This is a genomic window from Burkholderia sp. A2 (assembly GCF_001729305.1).
Classification (GTDB): domain Bacteria; phylum Pseudomonadota; class Gammaproteobacteria; order Burkholderiales; family Burkholderiaceae; genus Burkholderia; species Burkholderia sola.
In genome coordinates this window covers 139927-158216 of sequence record NZ_LZXX01000091.1, presented here as the reverse complement: position 1 = coordinate 158216, position 18290 = coordinate 139927, and the positions used below count along the sequence as shown (strand labels likewise).

Annotated in this window: 11 protein-coding genes; 10 read left to right on the top strand and 1 reads right to left on the bottom strand. The window is 66.2% G+C overall.

The features are described 5' to 3' along the window. The first annotated feature begins 2 nt into the window (after window positions 1-2). From A9Z05_RS15030 to A9Z05_RS15005, 6 genes are all read left to right on the top strand, one after another. Window positions 3-542 carry a F0F1 ATP synthase subunit delta gene (locus A9Z05_RS15030; RefSeq protein WP_014895498.1) on the top strand — a complete coding sequence of 180 codons (540 nt, stop codon included), beginning with the start codon at window positions 3-5 and terminating at the stop codon, window positions 540-542. A 44-nt stretch (window positions 543-586) separates the two neighbouring features. Continuing rightward, entirely contained in the window at window positions 587-2128 is a 1542-nt protein-coding gene (gene atpA / locus A9Z05_RS15025; RefSeq protein ID WP_006756467.1) for a F0F1 ATP synthase subunit alpha, read from the top strand. A 118-nt stretch (window positions 2129-2246) separates the two neighbouring features. Further along, entirely contained in the window at window positions 2247-3122 is an 876-nt protein-coding gene (gene atpG / locus A9Z05_RS15020; protein ID WP_034209645.1) for a F0F1 ATP synthase subunit gamma, read from the top strand. Window positions 3123-3188: 66 nt separating this feature from the next. Next, the gene (gene atpD / locus A9Z05_RS15015) at window positions 3189-4583 is read left to right on the top strand and encodes a F0F1 ATP synthase subunit beta (RefSeq protein WP_034188169.1); all 1395 of its coding nucleotides are present in this window, start codon (window positions 3189-3191) and stop codon (window positions 4581-4583) included. A gap of 121 nt (window positions 4584-4704) precedes the next feature. Then, window positions 4705-5130 carry a F0F1 ATP synthase subunit epsilon gene (locus tag A9Z05_RS15010; protein ID WP_006477288.1) on the top strand — a complete coding sequence of 142 codons (426 nt, stop codon included), beginning with the start codon at window positions 4705-4707 and terminating at the stop codon, window positions 5128-5130. Window positions 5131-5376: 246 nt separating this feature from the next. Continuing rightward, window positions 5377-7104, top strand: coding sequence for an AMP-binding protein (locus tag A9Z05_RS15005; RefSeq protein ID WP_069618780.1), 1728 nt, complete (start codon window positions 5377-5379; stop codon window positions 7102-7104). A 736-nt stretch (window positions 7105-7840) separates the two neighbouring features. Here A9Z05_RS15005 and A9Z05_RS15000 read toward each other — a convergent pair. After that, window positions 7841-8653 (bottom strand): transporter substrate-binding domain-containing protein, encoded by an 813-nt coding sequence (locus A9Z05_RS15000; protein WP_069618779.1) that lies wholly within the window; start codon window positions 8651-8653, stop codon window positions 7841-7843. A gap of 149 nt (window positions 8654-8802) precedes the next feature. Here A9Z05_RS15000 and hemE point away from each other — a divergent pair, with 149 nt between their 5' ends. The 4 genes from hemE to A9Z05_RS14980 all read left to right on the top strand — a co-directional run bounded on the left by hemE (window position 8803) and on the right by A9Z05_RS14980 (window position 18197). Next, on the top strand, window positions 8803-9897 hold the full coding sequence (gene hemE, locus A9Z05_RS14995; RefSeq protein WP_305143982.1) for a uroporphyrinogen decarboxylase: 1095 nt from the start codon (window positions 8803-8805) through the stop codon (window positions 9895-9897). A 451-nt stretch (window positions 9898-10348) separates the two neighbouring features. Further along, entirely contained in the window at window positions 10349-12610 is a 2262-nt protein-coding gene (locus tag A9Z05_RS14990; RefSeq protein ID WP_069618777.1) for a primosomal protein N', read from the top strand. A gap of 430 nt (window positions 12611-13040) precedes the next feature. After that, on the top strand, window positions 13041-16973 hold the full coding sequence (putA, locus tag A9Z05_RS14985) for a trifunctional transcriptional regulator/proline dehydrogenase/L-glutamate gamma-semialdehyde dehydrogenase (RefSeq protein ID WP_069618776.1): 3933 nt from the start codon (window positions 13041-13043) through the stop codon (window positions 16971-16973). An 84-nt stretch (window positions 16974-17057) separates the two neighbouring features. Continuing rightward, entirely contained in the window at window positions 17058-18197 is a 1140-nt protein-coding gene (locus A9Z05_RS14980; protein ID WP_050015844.1) for a branched-chain amino acid ABC transporter substrate-binding protein, read from the top strand. Window positions 18198-18290 lie beyond the last annotated feature (93 nt).

The window sequence follows — 18290 nt, the reverse complement described above, 5'->3', positions numbered from 1 at the left end:
TCATGGCCGAACTTGCAACCATCGCCCGCCCTTACGCAGAAGCGCTGTTCCGCGTGGCCGAGGGCGGTGACATCGCCGCCTGGTCCACGCTCGTGCAAGAGCTGGCCCAGGTTGCGCGTCTGCCGGAAGTGCTGTCGGTCGCGTCGAGCCCGAAGGTGACGCGCACGCAAGTGGCCGAGCTGCTGCTTGCTGCGGTGAAGTCGCCCGTCGCGGCCGGCGCCGAAGCGAAGAACTTCGTGCAGATGCTGGTCGACAATCATCGCATCGCGCTGCTGCCGGAAATTGCCGAGCAGTTCGAGGCGCTCAAGAACGAACGTGAAGGTGCAGCCGACGCCGAGATCGTGAGCGCGTTCCCGCTGAACGGCGCGGATCTCGAGAGTCTCGTCTCGGGCCTCGAACGCAAGTTCAAGCGCAAGCTGAAACCGACGGTCGAAGTCGATTCGTCGCTGATCGGCGGCGTGCGCGTGACGGTCGGCGACGAAGTGCTCGACACCTCGGTTCGCGCGCGCCTCGCATCGATGCAGGCTGCCTTGACCGCCTGAGCGCCACGCCGGCACGCAACAGAATTGACTATCAGGAGCGAATAATGCAACTCAATCCCTCTGAGATCAGCGAGCTGATCAAGAGCCGGATCCAGGGCCTTGAAGCGAGCGCAGACGTTCGCAACCAGGGCACCGTGATCTCCGTGACCGACGGTATCGTGCGTATCCACGGCCTGTCGGACGTGATGCAGGGCGAAATGCTCGAGTTTCCGGGCAACACGTTCGGCCTCGCGCTGAACCTCGAGCGCGACTCGGTCGGCGCGGTGATTCTCGGCGAATACGAACACATCTCGGAAGGCGACATCGTCAAGACGACGGGCCGCATTCTCGAAGTCCCGGTTGGTCCGGAACTCGTCGGCCGCGTGGTCGACGCGCTCGGCAACCCGATCGACGGCAAGGGCCCGGTCAACGCGAAGCTGACCGACGCGATCGAAAAGATCGCCCCGGGCGTGATCTGGCGTAAGTCGGTGTCGCAGCCGGTGCAGACGGGCATCAAGTCGATCGACGCGATGGTGCCGATCGGCCGTGGCCAGCGTGAGCTGATCATCGGCGACCGTCAGTGCGGCAAGACCGCGGTGGCGCTCGACGCGATCATCAACCAGAAGGGCAAGGACCTGATCTGTATCTACGTCGCGATCGGCCAGAAGGCTTCGTCGATCATGAACGTGGTTCGCAAGCTCGAAGAAACGGGCGCGATGGAATACACGATCGTCGTCGCCGCTTCGGCTTCGGATTCGGCAGCGATGCAGTACCTCGCTCCGTACGCCGGCTGCACGATGGGCGAATACTTCCGCGACCGCGGCCAAGACGCGCTGATCATCTATGACGACTTGACCAAGCAGGCTTGGGCATACCGTCAGATCTCGCTGCTGCTGCGCCGCCCGCCGGGCCGTGAAGCATACCCGGGCGACGTGTTCTATCTGCACTCGCGTCTGCTCGAGCGTGCGGCTCGCGTGTCGGAAGAGTACGTCGAGAAGTTCACGAACGGCGAAGTGAAGGGCAAGAGCGGCTCGCTGACGGCACTGCCGGTCATCGAAACGCAGGCGGGCGACGTGACCGCGTTCGTTCCGACGAACGTGATCTCGATTACCGACGGCCAGATCTTCCTGGAAACCGACCTGTTCAACGCAGGCATCCGCCCGGCAATCAACGCCGGCGTGTCGGTGTCGCGCGTCGGTGGCGCCGCTCAGACGAAGGTCGTGAAGAAGCTGTCGGGCGGTATCCGTACCGACCTCGCGCAGTACCGTGAACTGGCCGCATTCGCGCAGTTCGCATCGGACCTCGACGAAGCGACCCGCAAGCAGCTCGAGCGCGGCCGCCGCGTGACGGAACTGCTGAAGCAGCCGCAGTACCAGCCGCTGCAGGTCTGGGAACTGGCCGTGTCGCTGTACGCCGCGAACAACGGCTACCTCGACGATCTCGACGTCAAGCAAGTGCTGTCGTTCGAGAAGGGCCTGCGCGACAACCTGAAGACCAGCCACGCTGACCTCATCAAGCGCATCGAAGACACCAAGGATCTCTCGAAGGACGACGAAGGCGCGCTGCGCGCGGCGATCGAATCCTTCAAGAAGTCCGGTGCCTATTGATCCGCGAGTGACACACCGAGGCCGCGCGGGGGCTGATGTGCCCGCGCCGCTTCGGTGAGCGATGCATGAGCCCCGAGTAAGCGCGAAAGCGCTAACTCGGGGCGCAAAGGAGCAAGCTATGGCTGGAATGAAGGAAATTCGCGGCAAGATCAAGAGCGTGCAGAACACGCGCAAGATCACGAAGGCGATGGAGATGGTCGCTGCATCGAAGATGCGTCGCGCGCAGGAACGCATGCGCGCCGCTCGTCCGTATGCAGACAAGGTCCGTGCCATCGCCGCGCACATGAGCCGTGCGAACCCGGAGTACCGCCACCCGTTCATGGTGGCGAACGACGGCGCGCAGACGGCCGGCATCATCCTCGTCACGACGGACAAGGGTCTGTGCGGTGGTCTGAACACCAACGTGCTGCGTGCGACGGTGCAGAAGTTCAAGGAGCTGGAAGAGAAGGGCCAGAAAGTCGAAGCCACCGCGATCGGCGGCAAGGGTCTCGGGTTCCTGAACCGCTTCGGCGCGAAGGTGATGTCGCAGGTCGTGCACCTCGGCGACACCCCGCACCTGGACAAGCTGATCGGCGCCGTGAAGACGCAGCTCGATCTGTACTCGGAAGGCAAGCTGTCGGCGGTTTATATCGCTTACACGCGCTTCGTCAACACGATGAAGCAGGAAGCCGTGATCGAGCAGCTGCTGCCGCTGTCGTCGGAACACTTCGAAGCCGATGACGGTACGCCGGCGACGTCGTGGGACTACATCTACGAGCCGGACGCGCAGGCAGTCGTCGACGAACTGCTCGTGCGTTACGTCGAGGCGCTGGTGTACCAGGCCGTCGCGGAAAACATGGCGTCCGAGCAATCGGCGCGCATGGTCGCGATGAAGGCCGCGTCCGACAACGCGAAGACGGTGATCAGCGAACTGCAGCTCGTATACAACAAGAGCCGTCAGGCCGCGATCACGAAAGAACTGTCGGAGATCGTCGGCGGCGCAGCCGCTGTTTAAGCGCGCGCCCGGGACGACAACTGCGCCTTTGCGCGAGTAAAGAATCAGGTATTTAAAGGAAAAGCGATGAGTACTGCTGCTTTGGTAGAAGGCAAGATCGTACAGTGCATCGGCGCCGTTATCGACGTGGAATTCCCGCGCGACAGCATGCCGAAGATCTACGACGCGCTCATTCTCGATGGCTCGGAACTGACGCTCGAAGTCCAGCAACAGCTGGGCGACGGCGTGGTCCGTACCATTTGTCTGGGTGCATCCGACGGCCTGCGCCGCGGCCTGACCGTGAAGAACACGGCAAAGCCGATTTCGGTGCCGGTCGGCAAGCCGACCCTCGGCCGAATCATGGACGTGCTCGGCCGTCCGATCGACGAAGCCGGCCCGATCGAAAGCGAACATACGCGCTCGATCCACCAGAAGGCTCCGGCGTTCGACGAACTGTCGCCGTCGACCGAACTGCTCGAAACGGGTATCAAGGTCATCGACCTGATCTGCCCGTTCGCGAAGGGCGGCAAGGTTGGCCTGTTCGGCGGTGCCGGCGTGGGCAAGACCGTCAACATGATGGAGCTCATCAACAACATCGCGAAGGAACACGGCGGTTACTCTGTGTTCGCGGGCGTGGGCGAGCGTACCCGTGAAGGGAACGACTTCTACCACGAAATGAAGGACTCGAACGTTCTCGACAAGGTCGCGCTGGTGTACGGCCAGATGAACGAGCCGCCGGGCAACCGTCTGCGCGTCGCGCTGACCGGCCTGACGATGGCCGAGCACTTCCGTGACGAAGGCCTCGACGTGCTGTTCTTCGTCGACAACATCTACCGTTTCACGCTGGCCGGTACCGAAGTGTCGGCACTGCTCGGCCGTATGCCGTCGGCAGTGGGCTATCAGCCGACGCTGGCTGAAGAAATGGGCAAGCTGCAAGAGCGCATCACGTCGACCAAGAAGGGCTCGATTACGTCGGTTCAGGCCGTGTACGTCCCTGCGGACGACTTGACCGACCCGTCGCCGGCGACCACCTTCGGCCACCTGGACGCAACCGTCGTTCTGTCGCGTGACATCGCTTCGCTGGGTATCTACCCGGCGGTCGACCCGCTCGACTCGACGTCGCGCCAGATCGACCCGAACGTGATCGGTGAAGAGCACTACTCGATCACCCGTCGCGTTCAGCAGACGCTGCAGCGCTACAAGGAACTGCGCGACATCATCGCGATTCTGGGCATGGACGAACTGTCGCCGGAAGACAAGCTGTCGGTCGCACGTGCGCGTAAGATCCAGCGTTTCCTGTCGCAGCCGTTCCACGTCGCAGAAGTGTTCACGGGCTCGCCGGGCAAGTACGTGCCGCTGAAGGAAACGATCCGTGGCTTCAAGATGATCGTCGACGGCGAGTGCGACCACCTGCCGGAACAGGCGTTCTACATGGTCGGCACGATCGACGAAGCCTTCGAAAAGGCCAAGAAGATCCAGTAACGGCTTGAGTGAGTCGCAAGCCGGCGTGTGCCGGCCGGAGCAATAAGTCAGCAATGACTTGTATGCCGGCCGCCCGCGCCGGCCGCAATACGCTCAACCCGTGGATGAGATTGGAGTCGATATGGCAACCATCAAAGTAGACGTCGTCAGCGCGGAAGAGCAGATCTTCTCGGGCGAGGCGAAATTCGTCGCGCTGCCGGGCGAAACGGGTGAGCTGGGCATTCTGCCGGGCCACACGCCGCTCATCACCCGGATTCGTCCGGGTGCGGTGCGCATCGAAGTCGAGGGCGGCAACGACGAATTCGTGTTCGTCGCGGGCGGCATTCTCGAAGTGCAGCCGGGCGCCGTGACGGTGCTCGCCGATACCGCGATCCGCGGCAAGGACCTCGACGCGGCGAAAGCCGAGGAAGCGCGCAAGCGTGCCGAGGAAACGCTGCAGAACGCGAAGTCGGACCTCGACCTCGCAAAGGCGCAATCCGAGCTCGCGACCGCGATGGCGCAGCTCGAAGCGATCCAGCGTCTGGCGAAGATCCGCAGCCGGCACTGAGCCGCGCGCGTATCCCGCGAAAGAAAGCAGCCTTCGGGCTGCTTTTTTTTCGCCCGTCGTTTTCGTCTGTTTTTTTGCGGGCCGGACCGTATCGTCCGGTCGTGCTATTCCACCCGGCCGCCGCGATTCGATGTCAGAGTGTCGTCAGCCGCGCACGGCATCATCCGCGGAGAGGCTATCCGTCGCGACGGCGGCGGAGCGGACCCGCGTGTCGGGCCGATCAGACGAAAACGGACGGAGACATCGATGGCAGCAGACCTTGGCAAGGGGGCGCTGATCGCGCCCGAAAACGGACTGTCGTACGTGCGCGGCGCGACCGACGTGCCGCTATCCGAAGCGACGATCAGCCGGTTCCTGCTCGACACGGCCGGCCGTTTTCCCGATCGTCCGGCCGTCGTGTTCCGCGAACAGCAGATTCGCTGGACCTGGTGCGAATTCGCACACGAGGTCGACGTGCTGGCCGCGGGGCTCGCCGCGCTCGGGATCGTGAAGGGCGACTGCGTCGGCATCTGGTCGCCGAATCGCAGCGAATGGCTGCTCACGCAGTTCGCGACCGCGCGGATCGGCGCGGTGCTCGTCAACATCAACCCGGCCTACCGGCTGTCGGAGCTCGAATACGCGCTGAACAAGGTCGGCTGCAAGGCCGTGATCGCGGCCGAGCGCTTCAAGCGTTCCGCATACGTCGAGATGCTGCAAACCATCGCGCCGGAGCTCGCGACCGCGACGCCGGGCGAGCTGCACGCGGCGCGCGTGCCGAGCCTGCGTACGATCGTGTCGATGGGCGAGACGGCGCCCGCCGGCATGTTCCGCTTCGCGGACGTGATGGCGCGCGGCCGCCGGGCCGTCGATCCGGCGCTGCTCGATGCGATCGGCGCGACGCTCGACGCCAACGATCCGATCAACATCCAGTTCACGAGCGGCACGACCGGCAGCCCGAAGGGCGCGACGCTCACGCACCGCAACGTCGTCAACAACGCGCGCTCGATCGCGATGGCGATGCGTTTCACCGAACAGGATTCGCTCTGCATCCCGGTGCCGCTCTATCACTGCTTCGGGATGGTGCTGGCCGTGCTCGCCTGCGTGTCGACGGGCGCCGCGATGGTGTTTCCCGGCGAAGCATTCGACCCGGTGGCGACGCTCGCGGCGGTGGCCGAAGAACGCTGCACCGCGCTGCATGGCGTGCCGACGATGTTCATCGCGGAGCTCGATCACCCGGAATTCGCGACATTCGACCTGTCGACGCTGCGCACCGGGATCATGGCCGGCTCGCCGTGCCCGATCGAGACGATGAAGCGCGTGGTGGCGCAGATGCATCTGTCCGAAATCACGATCGCGTACGGGATGACGGAAACGAGCCCCGTGTCGTTCCAGAGCTCGACCGACGATCCGCTTGAAAAGCGCACGACGACGGTCGGCCGCATCCAGCCGCATCTCGAAGTGAAGATCGTCGATCCGAGCGGCAACATCGTGCCGGTCGGCGCGACGGGCGAGCTGTGCACGAAGGGCTATTCGGTGATGCTCGGCTACTGGGACGACGACGCGAAGACGCGCGAGGTGCTGGTCGACGGCTGGATGCATACGGGCGACCTCGCGACGCTCGACGAGGACGGCTATTGCAACATCGTCGGCCGCCTGAAGGACATGGTGATTCGCGGCGGCGAGAACGTCTATCCGCGCGAGATCGAGGAATTCCTGTTTCGGCATCCGAAGATCCAGAGCGCGCAGGTATTCGGCGTGCCCGATGCGAAGTACGGCGAGGAGCTGTGCGCGTGGATCGTGCTGCGCGCTGACGAGCAGATGACCGAGGACGACGTGCGCGCGTTCTGCAACGGGCAGATCGCGCACTACAAGATTCCGCGCTATATCCGCTTCGTCGACGAACTGCCGATGACGGTGACGGGCAAGGTGCAGAAGTTCGTGATGCGCGAGCGGATGATCGAGGAACTGAAGCTCGACGTGCAGAAGACCGCTTGAAGCGGGACAGCGCGGGAAAAACGTGGCGGCCTGCGGGCCGTCCCGTGTAGCCGGCTACGTTTTCGACGGACGAAAAAAAGCGGGCTTATTAGCCCGCTAAAAACCACACGCTACGGGGTTAGCGCGAGGAGACCAAAGATGAAACCGGATCCGGCGGGGGGCCGGAAACGACTCCAACAGGGATGCCCCTCGGAAGGGCTTCGGTACGTGACCGACTGGCTCGCAGCGCTTCGCGTCCGCTCACACTTGGCACACGAGACCGCATCCGTGTTGAAACCGTTGAGGCCCATTGTGGGCGAATTAATGACCCGTGGCGGTAACAAAGTGTTTCAGGTTGTAACGCCCGCCAGATAAGGCTTTCCGGGATTTTTTGCTGTTTTCGGGGTCCTGAAAAAGGTCATATTTACCCATCTTTTCCGCTGCGTTTTCAAGGTATGCGCGCGATGCGTTTTTCACGCGTATCGGACGCGATGAATTGCCGATTTTCACGCGAGAAAGTGCATGGCGCGACCGATACCGCGCATGACGATTCATTCGTCAGAAAGATTTTGAAACGTGATCGGAATGCGTGGAAGTCGGCCATTCGGCCAATTCGGCGGGTTTCGCGCCACCGGAAGGCCCGGCGCAGCGACGGCAATGTGTAACGGCGGCATGCCGACCGCCGCTCCATGCGGGATGTCGGGACCCAGCGGCCGCGGGGCGATGCCCGTGATCGGCCGCCGTGGCGCGGGTCCGCTTACTTCAGCCACTTGTCGGCAATTGCCTGGTATTCACCCGTCGACAGCGCGAGATGCAGCCACTGGTCGACGTATTGCTGGAACACGACGTCGCCGCGCGGCACCATGTACGCCTTCTCGCCGAACTGGAACGGTTTGTCCGGATGCACTGAGCAGAGGCCCGGATTCAGCTTTTGCTGCAGCAGCGTCTCGGACGCATCCGTCACCATCACGTCGGCCTTGCCCGCGAGGATCTGCTTGAAGATCGTCACGTTGTCCGGATAGACGCTCAGGTTCGCATGCGTGAAGAACTGCTTCGCGAAGCGCTCGTTGGTGCCGCCCGGATTCACGATCACGCGCGTGTCGGGCCGGTCGATCTGCGCGACGGTCTGGTACTTGTCTGCATCCGCGCAGCGCACGATCGGCGTCTTGCCGTCGACGACGTACGGCTGCGTGAAGAACACGCGCTTCTGGCGCTCGAGCGTCGTCGACACGCCGCCCACCGCGATGTCGCACTTCGCGACGAAGTCGTGGGTGAGGTTCGGCCAGCTCGTCTTCACGTAGTCGGTCTTCACGCCGAGCGATTTCGCGAGCGATTCCGCCATGTCGATGTCGATGCCCTCGAAGCGGCCGTCCGCGCGGTAGTACGAATACGGCTTGTAGTCGCCCGTCGTGCACACGCGCAGCGTGCCGCGCGCGAGCACGTCGTCGAGCCGCGAGCCGGCGGCCGCGGCGCTCGCGGGCGTGGCCGGGGTCGCCCCCTGCGCGTGCGCGGCAGCGCAGCAAAACGCGGCGGCGGTGGCGAGCGCGGCAAGCGTGACGGATGTCTTCATCGGTCTCCTCCTTCGTTTCGTTCGATATGAGCGTCCGATCATAACGGAGCCATCGCGCGCGTCATATGGCCGCCATCGCATCGGCATGCGCAGCTCGAGCACGGCTGTCCGGTAAAATGCCGGTTTGCCTTCGCATCGTCGCTCCTACCGTGGCCCATAACCTGCTCAACGACACCTTCCTGCGTGCGCTTCTGCGCGAGCCGACCGACTACACGCCGATCTGGCTGATGCGCCAGGCGGGCCGCTACCTGCCCGAATACAACGCGACGCGCGCGCGCGCCGGCAGCTTCCTCGGTCTCGCGAAGAATCCCGACTACGCGACCGAAGTGACGTTGCAGCCGCTCGAGCGCTTCCCGCTGGACGCCGCGATCCTGTTCTCGGACATCCTGACGATTCCCGACGCGATGGGGCTCGGCCTCGACTTCCAGGCCGGCGAAGGGCCGAAGTTCGCGCATCCGGTGCGCACCGAGGCCGACGTCGCGAAGCTCGCGGTGCCGGACATCGAGGAGACGCTCGGCTACGTGACCGGCGCCGTGCGCGAGATCCGTCGCGCGCTCATCGACGGCCAGGGACGGCAGCGCGTGCCGCTGATCGGCTTCTCGGGCAGCCCGTGGACGCTCGCGTGCTACATGGTCGAAGGCGGCGGCTCGGACGATTTCCGAACGGTGAAGTCGATGGCGTATTCGCGCCCGGACCTGATGCACCGGATTCTCGACGTGAACGCGCAGGCGGTGGCCGCGTACCTGAATGCGCAGATCGAAGCGGGCGCGCAGGCGGTGATGATCTTCGATACGTGGGGCGGCGCGCTGGCCGACGGCGCGTACCAGCGCTTCTCGCTCGACTATATCCGCCGCGTGGTGTCGCAGCTCAAGCGCGAGCACGACGGCGAGCGCGTGCCGGTGATCACGTTCACGAAGGGCGGCGGGCTGTGGCTCGAAGAGATCGCGGCGACCGGCGTCGACGCGGTCGGGCTCGACTGGACCGTCAACCTCGGCGCCGCGCGCGAGCGCGTCGCGGGGCGCGTCGCGCTGCAGGGCAATCTCGACCCGACGATCCTGTTTGCGCCGCCGGCCGCGGTGCGCGAACAGGCGCGCGCGGTGCTCGACAGCTACGGCAACCATCCGGGCCACGTGTTCAACCTGGGGCACGGCATTTCGCAATTCACGTCGCCCGATCACGTCGCCGAACTCGTCGACGAAGTACATACCCACAGCCGCGCGATCCGTAGCGGAGCGGCGCGCTGAACGCAAGCGCCGTCATGTTGCACTGCGGGATGACGATGTTTCGTTTTTGAAACTAAACAGGACGCAACCCCGCTCCTGTTGGCGATTCGGTGCTTGTCAAGACTTGACTTATACACATTTTCCACGTTGCAGCGCGGTAGAGCCCCGTATCGGTCAATTTGTCTCGCTATGGTGGGGTAATTTGAATAGCAGCCTTATGGAATAAGGCTTCGCGGGGCACCGCCGGAAGCGGCGAAAAACAGCGGAAAGCACAGCCCGGCGCGCGTTGCGGCCATTGAACGGCGAGTTCTCAACAAAGTTATCCACAGGCTGGGCAGGGTATACGGCGATTCCTAATGCGAATCCAAAACTTAGCGCCGAATCTGACGTTTTACTTTAAGTTCGCCGTCGCGATACGGGCGCGGCTGCAGGTCGTCCGTATGCTGCGGACCGCCGCTGCCGGAGCGCGTGGATGAGCGACACCTACCTGCGCGTGGCGCTCGACCACCCGCTCGCGACGCTGTTCGACTATCGCTGCGACGCGCAGCCGGCACCCGTGCCCGGCACGCTCGTGCAGGTGCCGTTCGGCAAGCGGCAGGCCGTCGGGCTCGTCTGTGAAGTCACCACTCATACCGATGTACCGCCGTCGCGGCTGCGCGCGGTCGATACGATCTGCACGGAGCTGCCGCCGCTGTCGGCGGACTGGCTCGCGCTCGTGTCGTTTGCCGCCGACTACTATCAGCGCGGGCGCGGCGAAGTCGCGTTACCGGCGCTGCCGCAGGCGCTGCGCGATGCCGGGCGCTGGGGGCGGCTGCTCGCGCCGGAAGTGCGCTACCGGCCGACCGAAGCCGGCCGCGCGGCGCTGCCCGACGCATTGCCCGCGCGCGGCGCCGCGCTGCGCCGGCTCGCGCAGGCGCTGGTCGATACCGGTTCGCTGGCGCTGCCCGACGCGCGTGCGCTGCATCCGAAGGCAGCCGCGACGCTCGACGACTGGGCGGCGCGCGGCTGGGTCGACGTCGAGGAGATCGGCTGGGCCGATGCGCCTGTGGTCAACCCTGTGGATAACCTGTCGACAAGCAGTGGACGCGCTGTGCCGCCGGCGTTGACGGACCAGCAGGCCGAAGCGCTCGATGCGATCCGCGCGGCGCAGGGCTTCGCGCCGTTCCTGCTGCACGGCGTGACGGGCAGCGGCAAGACCGAGGTCTATCTGCATGCGCTTGCGTCGCTGCTCGACGCGCGGCCGAATGCGCAGGCGCTCGTGCTCGTGCCGGAAATCAACCTGACGCCGCAGTTCGAGGCCGCGTTTCGCGCGCGCTTCGCGGGCGCGCTCGCCGACGATGCGATCGTCACGCTGCACAGCGGGCTCGCCGAGGGCGAGCGGGCGCGCAACTGGCTCGCCGCGCACACGGGCCGCGCGCGGATCGTGCTCGGCACGCGGCTCGCGGTGCTCGCGTCGATGCCGACGCTCGCGCTGATCGTTGTCGACGAGGAACACGAGCCCGCGTACAAGCAGCAGGAAGGATTGCGCTATTCGGCGCGTGACCTGGCGGTGTGGCGCGCGAAGCAGCTCGGCATCACTATCGTGCTCGGCTCGGCCACGCCGTCGCTCGAAAGCTGGTGGCAGGCCGAGCAGGGCCGCTACACGCGGCTCACGCTGTCGCGCCGCGCGGTGGCCGACGCGACGCTGCCGACCGTGCGGCTGATCGATCTCGAAGAGGAGCGGCGGCGCGGGCGCGCGTCGATGGGCGGGCTGTCGGGGCCGCTCGTCGCGGCGCTGAAGGCGCGGCTCGAACGCGGCGAACAGAGCCTCGTGTTCCTGAACCGACGCGGTTACGCGCCGCAACTCGCGTGCGACGCATGCGGGTGGGTGGCCGGTTGCCCGCGCTGCAGCGCGTACGTCGTGCTGCACAAGCCCGAGCATGCGCTGCGCTGCCATCACTGCGGCTGGGAAGCGCGGATTCCGCGCTCGTGTCCCGAGTGCGGGAACGTCGACATCGCGCCGCTCGGGCGCGGCACCCAGCGCATCGAGGAGGCGCTCGCGGAGGCCGTGCCGGGCGCGCGGATCCTGCGGATCGACGCGGACAGCACGCGCCGCAAGGGCAGCGCGCAGGCGCTTTTTTCCGACGTGCACGCGGGCGAGGTCGACATCCTGGTCGGCACGCAGATGATCGCGAAGGGGCACGACTTTCAGCGCGTGTCGCTCGTTGGCGTGCTCAATGCCGATACCGCGCTGTTCTCGCACGACTTCCGCGCGAGCGAGCGGCTGTTCGCGCAGCTGATGCAGGTGAGCGGCCGCGCGGGGCGCGCCGGCCTGCCGGGCGAGGTGATGGTGCAGACGCGCTACCCGCGCCACGCGCTGTACCACGCGCTCGGACGGCAGGACTATGTGGGCTTCGCGAATTCGCAGCTCGGCGAGCGTCGCGACGCCCACCTGCCGCCGTTCGTCTACCAGGCGCTGCTGCGCGCCGAAGGGCGCACGCTCGATGCGGCGCTCGCGTTCCTGCTGCAGGCCGCGGCCGCATTGCCGGGGTTGCCCGGCGCCGATCGCGTGACCGTGTACGACGCCGTGCCGATGACGATCGTCAAGGTCGCGAACGTCCACCGCGCGCAGTTGCTGCTCGAAAGCGCGTCGCGGGCGGCGTTGCAGCATGCGCTGCGCGCATGGCAGCCGGAGCTGCGCGCGCTGAAGGGCGTGCTGCGGTGGAGCGTCGAGGTCGATCCGCTGGATATCTGAGCGGCGCCCGCGCGGGCGCCGCGCGGCGTCGCCGGATATCGGGCCGCCGGATAGCCGAACCCTCGCCCGGCGCGCAAACGTCCGGCGCGTGCCGGATCGGGCCACCGGCGCCGTCGGTGCCCAACCTTTCTCCCCGTCGCGTACCCGCCGCCGGCCCCTCGCTACGTCACCCCAGTGCAACCCATTTTCGGCCGCTTCCGCGCATGCCGAGGGTTGCACGCGCGTGCCGGGCCGGCCGATCAGGGAAAACACCGAGCCCTCGACCACGGGCAACCCCTAGGTTGCAACCTCATAAGTGGCTGATTATATTGACTAACTTCTGGGTGCAACCCACCGCTCAATTTGGTTGCACCTTTTTATTGCGTGCCGTAGGATTTCGCGCATCCTCTTACACCACACTGCCGGGCTCGCACCGGCGCACGAACCCACCATGGCAAGCACGACTCTCGGCGTCAAAGTCGACGACCTTCTCCGCTCGCGCCTGAAAGACGCGGCAACGCGTCTCGAGCGCACTCCCCACTGGCTGATCAAGCAGGCGATCTTCGCGTATCTCGAGCGGATCGAGCACGGCCAGTTGCCGCCCGAGCTGTCGGGCCACAGCGGCGTGACGGAGCTCGCCGACGGCCAGGCCGCGGACGGCGACGACGACAACTCGCCGCATCCGTTCCTCGAGTTCGCGCAGAACGTGCAGCCGCAATCGGTGCTGCGCGCGGCGATCACGGCCGCATACCGCCGTCCGGAACCGGAATGCGTGCCGTTCCTGCTCGGCCAGGCGCGCCTGCCCGCGAACCTGCAGGCGGACGTGCAGGCGCTCGCGACGAAGCTGGTCGAGGCGCTGCGCGAGAAGAGCTCGGGCGGCGGCGTCGAAGGGCTGATCCACGAGTTCTCGCTGTCGAGCCAGGAAGGCGTCGCGCTGATGTGCCTCGCCGAAGCGCTGCTGCGCATTCCCGACCGCGCGACGCGCGACGCGCTGATCCGCGACAAGATCAGCAAGGGCGACTGGCGCTCGCACGTCGGCCACGCGCCGTCGCTGTTCGTGAACGCGGCGACCTGGGGGCTGATGATCACCGGCAAGCTGGTGACGACCAACAGCGAAGCCGGCCTGTCGTCGGCGCTCACGCGCCTGATCGGCCGCGGCGGCGAGCCGCTGATCCGCAAGGGCGTCGACATGGCGATGCGCCTGATGGGCGAGCAGTTCGTCACCGGCGAAACGATTTCCGAAGCGCTCGCGAACAGCCGCAAGTACGAAGCGCGCGGCTTTCGCTACTCGTACGACATGCTCGGCGAAGCGGCGACGACCGAAGAGGACGCGCAGCGTTACTACGCATCGTACGAACAGGCGATCCACGCGATCGGCAAGGCGGCCGGCGGCCGCGGCATCTACGAAGGCCCGGGCATCTCGATCAAGCTGTCGGCGCTGCATGCGCGCTACTCGCGCTCGCAGCAGGACCGCACGATGAGCGAGCTGCTGCCGCGCGTGCGCGCGCTGGCGTTGCTCGCGCGCCGCTACGACATCGGCCTGAACATCGACGCGGAGGAAGCCGACCGTCTTGAACTGTCGCTCGACCTGCTGGAAGCGCTGTGCTTCGACCCGGATCTCGCGGGCTGGAACGGCATCGGCTTCGTCGTGCAGGGCTACCAGAAGCGCTGCCCGTTCGTGATCGACTACCTGATCGATCTCGCGCGCCGCAGCCGTCACCGCCTGATGATCCGCCTCGTGAAGGGCGCGTACTGGGATACCGAGATCAAGCGGGCGCAGGTCGACGGCCTCGAAGGCTATCCGGTCTACACGCGCAAGATCTACACCGACGTGTCGTACCTCGCGTGCGCGAAGAAGCTGCTCGCGGCGCCTGACGCCGTGTATCCGCAGTTCGCGACGCACAACGCGTACACGCTGGCCGCGATCTATCATCTGGCCGGCCAGAACTACTACCCGGGCCAGTACGAATTCCAGTGCCTGCACGGAATGGGCGAGCCGCTGTACGAGGAAGTCACCGGCCGCGACAAGCTGAACCGTCCGTGCCGCGTGTACGCGCCGGTCGGCACGCACGAGACGCTGCTCGCATACCTCGTGCGCCGCCTGCTGGAAAACGGCGCGAACACGTCGTTCGTGAACCGCATCGCCGATAAGACCGTGTCGGTGAAGGAGCTGGTCGCCGATCCGGTCGACGAAGCGTCGAAGGTCGTGCCGCTCGGCGCGCCGCACGCGAAGATTCCGCTGCCGCGTAACCTGTACGGCGACGAGCGTCCCAATTCGATGGGCCTCGACCTGTCGAACGAGCACCGTCTCGCGTCGCTGTCGTCCGCGCTGCTCGCGAGCGCGCACCACCCGTGGCGCGCGGCGCCGATGCTCGCCGACGACGCGCTCGCCGACACCGCGGCGCGCGACGTGCGCAACCCGGCCGACCAGCGCGACGTGGTCGGCACGGTCAGCGAAGCGACGGCCGAACACGTGAGCGCGGCGCTCGCGCACGCGGTGGCCGCCGCGCCGATCTGGCAGGCGACGCCGGTCGATGCGCGCGCCGATTGCCTGGTGCGCGCGGCCGACCTGCTCGAAGCGCAGATGCACACGCTGATGGGCCTGATCGTGCGCGAAGCCGGCAAGTCGCTGCCGAACGCGATCGCCGAGATCCGCGAAGCGGTCGACTTCCTGCGCTACTACGCGGCGCAGATCCGCGGCGAATTCTCGAACGACACGCACCGTCCGCTCGGCCCCGTGGTCTGTATCAGCCCGTGGAACTTCCCGCTCGCGATCTTCATGGGCCAGGTGGCCGCGGCGCTCGCCGCCGGCAACACGGTGCTCGCGAAGCCGGCCGAACAGACGCCGCTGATCGCCGCGCAGGCCGTGCGCCTCTTGCGCGAGGCCGGCGTGCCGGCCGGCGCGGTGCAATTGCTGCCGGGCACGGGCGAAACCGTCGGCGCGGCGCTGGTCGCCGATCCGCGCACGCGTGCGGTGATGTTCACGGGCTCGACCGAAGTCGCGCGCCTGATCAACAAGACGCTGTCCGCGCGCCTCGATCCGGACGGCAAGCCGATTCCGCTGATCGCCGAAACGGGCGGCCAGAACGCGATGATCGTCGACTCGTCGGCGCTCGCGGAGCAAGTGGTCGCGGACGTGATGCAGTCGTCGTTCGACTCGGCCGGTCAACGGTGTTCGGCGCTGCGCGTTCTGTGTCTGCAGGACGACGTCGCGGATCGCACGCTGACGATGTTGAAGGGCGCGATGCACGAGCTGGCGCTCGGCAACCCGGACCGGCTGTCGACCGACGTCGGCCCGGTGATCGACGCGGAAGCGAAGCAGACGATCGACACGCACGTCGCGGCGATGAAGGACAAGGGCCATGCGGTCACGCAACTGCCGATGCCCGACGCGTGCGCGCACGGCACGTTCGTGCCGCCGACGCTGATCGAGATCGGCAGCATCGACGAGTTGAAGCGTGAAGTGTTCGGCCCGGTGCTGCACGTGGTGCGCTACCGCCGCAGCCAGCTGGACAAGCTGCTCGAACAGATCCGCGCGACCGGCTACGGGCTGACGCTCGGCATCCACACGCGGATCGACGAGACGATCGCGCACGTGATCTCGAATGCGCACGTGGGCAACATCTATGTGAACCGCAACGTGATCGGCGCGGTGGTCGGCGTGCAGCCGTTCGGCGGCGAAGGGCTGTCGGGCACGGGCCCGAAGGCCGGCGGCGCGCTGTACCTGCAGCGCCTGCTCGCGACGCGTCCGTCGGGCCTGCCGCGTTCGCTCGCGGCGTCGCTGATCGCGGACGGCGCGGTCGATGGCGATGCGCGCGGCAATCCGGCGGCAGCGCTCACCGCGCTGCGCGACTGGCTGATCGAGCAGCGCGAACCGGCGCTCGCTGCGCGCTGCGACGGCTACCTCGCACAGGTGCCGGCCGGCGCGACCGCGGTGCTGAGCGGCCCGACGGGCGAGCGAAACACGTATACACTCGGCCCGCGCGGCACCGTGCTGTGTGTCGCGGCCACGCCGGGCGGCGCGCGTGCGCAGTTCGCGGCGGTGCTGGCGACGGGCAACCGCGCATTGTTCGCCGGCGCGGCGGGCGAGGCGCTGGTGGCCGCGCTGCCGGCGTCGCTGAAGGTGCACGCGGCCGTGCGCAAGCAGGCCGATGCGCCGTTCGACGCGGTGCTGTTCGAGGGCGACAGCGACGAGCTGCAGACGCTCGTGAAGGACGTCGCGCAGCGCCCGGGCCCGATCGTATCGGTGCAGGGCGTGTCGGCGGGCGCGTTCGAGAACGGCGACGCGGAAGACTACGCGCTCGAGCGGTTGCTGACGGAGCGCTCGGTGAGCGTGAATACGGCCGCGGCGGGCGGCAATGCGAATTTGATGACGATCGGCTGATCATCCTTGCCGTTCGGATCAAACAAAGGAAGCGGCCAGGCGATCCCGAAGCCGCTCCATTTACCCTGGTACCAAGGAGATGCTATGCAACACACGATGAAAAAAGTGGCAGGCGCGACGTTCGTCGCGGTCATGTCGCTGGCGGGGACGGCCCATGCGGACGACGTGAAGATTGGTTACGCAGGGCCGATGACGGGCGCGCAGGCGCACTACGGCAAGGATATGCAGAACGGGATCGTGCTCGCGCTGGAAGACTTCAACGCGACGAACCCGAAGATCGGCGGCAAGGCCGTGAAGTTCGTGCTCGACACGCAGGACGACCAGGCCGACCCGCGCACGGGTACGACGGTCGCCCAGAAGCTGGTCGACGACGGCATCAAGGGCATGCTCGGCCACTTCAACTCGGGCACGACGATTCCCGCTTCGCGCATCTACGCGAACGCGGGCATTCCGGAAATCGCGATGGCGACGGCGCCGGAATACACGCAGCAGGGTTACAAGACGACCTTCCGCATGATGACGTCCGACACGCAGCAGGGCTCGGTGGCCGGCACGTTCGCGTCGAAGGATCTCGGGATGAAGAAGATCGCGATCGTCGACGACCGCACGGCCTACGGCCAGGGTCTCGCCGACCAGTTCGAGAAGGCCGCGAAGGCTGGCGGCGCGACGATCGTCGACCGTGAATTCACGAACGACAAGGCTGTCGACTTCAAGGCGATCCTGACGAAGCTGAAGGCGGCGAAGCCGGACCTCGTCTACTACGGTGGCGCGGATTCGCAGGCAGCGCCGATGGTCAAGCAGATGAAGGCGCTCGGCATCACCGCACCGCTGATGAGCGGCGAAATGGTGAAGACGCCGACGTTCCTGAAGATCGCGGGCAACGCGGCCGAAGGCACGATCGCCTCGCTGGCCGGCCTCCCGCTGGAAGAAATGCCGGGCGGCAAGGCTTACGCCGACAAGTACAAGAAGCGCTTCGGCGAAGACGTGCAGACGTACTCGCCGTACGCGTACGACGGCGCGATGGCGATGCTGAACGCGATGAAGAAGGCCGATTCGACCGATCCGGCGAAGTACCTGCCGGTGCTCGCGAAGACCGACATGGCCGGCGTCACGTCGACGCACGTCGCGTACGACGCGAAGGGCGACCTGAAGAACGGCGGCATCACGATGTACAAGGTCGAGAAGGGCGACTGGAAGCCGCTGAAGAGCATCGGCGGGAAGTAAGCAGCCTGGCGTGACGTGACGCACCGGCGGCGGCGAAGATCGTTGTCCGGCCGATCGTGCATGCAGATAAAGCCATCGGGCCGTCGCGGCCCG